The sequence below is a fragment of the Pseudomonas sp. genome, assembly GCF_035277045.1.
Taxonomy (GTDB): Bacteria; Pseudomonadota; Gammaproteobacteria; order Pseudomonadales; family Pseudomonadaceae; genus Aquipseudomonas.
Genome location: NZ_DATELE010000130.1, coordinates 1 through 2,613, shown reverse-complemented (window position 1 = coordinate 2,613; position 2,613 = coordinate 1). Strand labels below are relative to the sequence as shown.

The following is a 2,613-nucleotide window of genomic DNA, read 5'->3' as shown; positions in this document are numbered from 1 at the left end:
CTGCTGGATCCACGTTTTCGCCTGGAGTTCGCGGTTTCGGTGATAGACCGCGAAACCAAGGAAGTGCTCCAGACCCGAACGGGCTCGCAAGGCGGCAGCGGTGGAGAAAAAGAGATCATAGCCTCCTATGTCCTGACCGCTTCCCTCAGCTACGCCTTGTGTCCGGATGGCAGCAGTCGACCGCTGTTCGGCACCATAGTCCTCGACGAGGCCTTTTCACGCAGCTCTCAGGCCGTTGCCGGGCGGATCATCGCGGCATTGCGCGAATTCGGCCTGCATGCGGTATTCATCACGCCAAACAAGGAAATGCGTCTGCTGCGCCACCATACGCGCTCGGCCATCGTCGTCCACCGCCGTGCCATGGACTCCAGCCTGGTTTCATTAAGTTGGGAGGCGCTTGATGAGCATTACCGGCAACGCAAGGACCGCACATGAAGTCGCCTTCTGAAATTGCCGCCAGCCTCTCCAGGCAGTGGCAGCTGTCCAGTGTCCGGCTGGAACGTTTGCTTAGCCCGGACAGCTGGCCGCGGACCGTCGGGATCGGCAAGCCATCGGCGCGGGTGTTCAATGAAAACATCCAGGCCGTCCAGCTGCATGTGCAGCAGTGGCGGCAGGTGTCGGTGGGCGAGGTGGAATGGGAAACCATCACCTACCGCGCGGGCCTGACACCGGTTTCGTTACCGGTGCGATGGCGTTTGCGCACGCCTTCAGAGTGGATTACCGCAGCGGCTAATCCAGCCGTAAGCGACGAATATGCAGTGTTGGAGCGGCTCGTGGAACAGGTGGATAACCGCTTTCACTCGCTGCTGGTGGCTCAGCGCGGACTGTGGCTGACAAAGTCTCCCGATGAAGTCATCGCCACCGCGCGGCTTGCCATGCGATTGTCCCCTGGCTGTGCCCAGGGACGGCCCTTGCGGCTGCTCGCCGAGCACTGTGTAGATACCAAATTTTTCGAAAGAAACGCAGCACTGCTGACCAAACTCCTGGATGAACGTTTCGAAGGCGAAGTGTCCGAACAAGGGCTGACGACCTTCCTGGACGCTTTTGACGAAAGCAGCCATTGGGTAATGGTTGTTCCCCTGTTTCCTGGTCTGCTGCCCTTCAAGCGCCTCAGGCTGACCACGGCTGAACTTGGCGAAACCCCGCTGCCGGGTTCACGCGTGCTTGTCGTCGAGAACGAGCAATGCATTCACCAGCTTCCAGAGGCCAGGGACACCATCGCAGTGCTAGGGGCAGGCCTAGACCTGCAATGGCTGGCGTCGCCACAACTGGCCGGCAAGACGTTGGCCTATTGGGGTGACATGGACACCTGGGGACTGCTCATGCTGGGCCGGGCGAGGCTTTACCAGCCGACGATCAAAACCCTGCTCATGGATCAGCATCTGTTCGATCAGTATGAATCGGGGAGCGCGGTCGTCGAACCCTCCAAGGCGCAGGCTTCGGTGCCGGAAGGCTTGTCACTTTGTGAAGCAGCCCTCTACCGATACTTGCGGGTCAAACCGCGTGGCCGCCTGGAGCAGGAGTACCTGCCAAGAGAAACCGTGCACAAGGCCGTGCTTGAGTGGGCGCAAGCATAGCGGTCGGTTTACAGACCGGTTCCTGGCTGCGCAACAATCAACTCCGCCCCCTCATTGCGCACATTCCCCACCGCTTTGCTCACCGCAAACCATTCAAAGGCCTCCACCGGCAAGCACTCATCCCGCGCCAGCTGCTCCGCGTCCCGCGCTGTCAGCGACGGATCGATCCACTGCCGCGCATGCTCGGGCGACAACACCAGCGGCCGGCGGTCATGGACATCCAGCATCCCCTGGTCACTGGCCGCCGTGATGATGACAAACCCGTCCCCTTCGTTCGGCTCGAGCCCGGCATGCACCTCGGCCAGGGCGGCCATGAACATCGGCGCCTGGCTTTTCAGGCGGATGAAGTACGGCTGCTTGCGCTTGGGGTCGCGCGGGTCGCTCACCCATTCGTACCAGCCGTCGGCCATCACCAGGGCGCGGCCCTGGGGCCAGAGGGCCTTGAAGAACTTGCCGGTGGTCACGGTCTCGACGCGGGCGTTGATGGGCGCGGGGCGCTTGCTGGCGGCCCAGAAGGGCGCCCAGCCCCAGTGGCAGGGGTCGATGCGCAGGCCGTCGGCGGCGTTGTGCAGGATCAGCACGCGGCTGCCGGGGGCGACGTTGTAGCGGTTGACCGGCCTGCGGTCGTAGCCGCTGATCACATCCTGCTCGGCATCCAGCTGATGCAGGTAATCGGTGATGTCCCTGGACTGGACGAAACGTCCGCACATGCGCTGCTCCTTCTGTCGAAATTCGCTGCGGTGGATTGACCGGATGCCCGGCAGCTAGTTAACTGTATGCATATACAGTAAAAATACAAGGCTGTTCATCATGGTTTCCATTCTCGGTGCGATTGCGTCGAGCGGGCAGATGCTCGCGCAGTATTCCTTTCGCGTGCCGGCGGGTTTTCCCTCGCCAGCGGCGGACCACATGGAGCAGCAGATCTCGCTGGACGACCTGTTCAACATCCGCGCGCCCCACATGTACCTGGTGAGGATAGACGGCGACAGCATGCAGGGCGCGGGCATCTTCGACAGCGACCTGATCGTGGTCGACC

The 2,613-nt window shown here is 61.8% G+C and carries 3 protein-coding genes and 1 pseudogene; 3 read left to right on the top strand and 1 reads right to left on the bottom strand.

The features are described from left to right. Positions 1-448: pseudogene (locus VJS90_RS05935) on the top strand (SbcC/MukB-like Walker B domain-containing protein); the annotation flags it as partial. Continuing rightward, positions 432-1,577 carry a Wadjet anti-phage system protein JetD domain-containing protein gene (locus VJS90_RS05930; RefSeq protein ID WP_324119994.1) on the top strand — a complete coding sequence of 382 codons (1,146 nt, stop codon included), beginning with the start codon at positions 432-434 and terminating at the stop codon, positions 1,575-1,577. The pseudogene VJS90_RS05935 and the gene VJS90_RS05930, both read left to right, overlap by 17 nt. Positions 1,578-1,585: 8 nt before the next feature. Here the strand turns inward: VJS90_RS05930 and VJS90_RS05925 are convergent, their stop codons facing one another. After that, the gene (locus VJS90_RS05925; protein WP_324119992.1) at positions 1,586-2,287 is read right to left on the bottom strand and encodes an SOS response-associated peptidase family protein; all 702 of its coding nucleotides are present in this window, start codon (positions 2,285-2,287) and stop codon (positions 1,586-1,588) included. A gap of 100 nt (positions 2,288-2,387) precedes the next feature. On the opposite strand from VJS90_RS05925, the gene VJS90_RS05920 reads away from it, so the two are divergent. Beyond that, positions 2,388-2,613 (top strand): LexA family protein (locus VJS90_RS05920; protein WP_324119990.1); only part of this gene is annotated, 226 nt, incomplete at its 3' end.